At 61.5% G+C, this 891-nt stretch carries 1 pseudogene; it reads left to right on the forward strand.

The features are described 5' to 3' along the window. Positions 1-891 (forward strand): annotated as a pseudogene (locus tag AC1DT3_RS22830) (excinuclease ABC subunit UvrA); the annotation flags it as partial.

Here is an 891-nt window from a genome sequence, read left to right on the forward strand (position 1 = left end):
CTACGCCGAGGGGCAGCGACGCTATGTGGAATCGCTCTCCGCCTATGCGCGCCAGTTCCTGGAGATGATGCAAAAGCCCGACGTCGACCAGATCGACGGCCTGTCGCCGGCAATTTCCATCGAGCAGAAGACGACCTCGCGCAACCCGCGCTCGACGGTCGGCACCGTCACCGAGATCTACGATTACATGCGACTGCTCTGGGCGCGGGTCGGCATTCCCTACTCGCCCGCGACGGGGCTTCCCATCGAGAGCCAGACCGTGAGCCAGATGGTCGATCGCGTGCTCGATCTGCCGGAAAAGACGCGCCTCTACCTGCTTGCTCCGGTGGTCCGGGGACGCAAGGGCGAGTATCGTAAGGAAATCGCCGAATTTCAGAAGAAGGGCTTTCAGCGGTTGAAAATCGACGGCGAATACTACGCCATCGACGACACGCCGACGCTCGACAAGAAGTTCAAGCACGACATCGACGTCGTTGTAGACCGCATCGTCGTGCGCTCCGATATCGGTGCGCGCCTGTCGGAATCCTTCGAGACTGCGCTCGAACTCGCGGATGGCATCGCGCTCGTCGAATATGCCGACGAGAAAGACGACAAGGGTCAGGCCAAGCGCATCACGTTTTCGTCGAAATTCGCGTGCCCTGTCTCCGGCTTCACGATCCCCGAGATCGAACCGCGTCTATTCTCGTTCAACAATCCGTTCGGCGCCTGCCCCACCTGCGGCGGCATCGGACACGAAATGCGCATCGACCAGGATCTGATCGTTCCCGACGAGACGATCTCGCTCAAGCGCGGCGCCATCGCGCCCTGGGCGAAATCATCCTCGCCCTATTACGGCCAGACGCTGGAGGCGATCGCCCGGCACTACAAGGTGCCGATGACCAAGCCGTGGTC

The sequence above is a fragment of the Microvirga sp. P4_G7 genome (assembly GCF_056401005.1).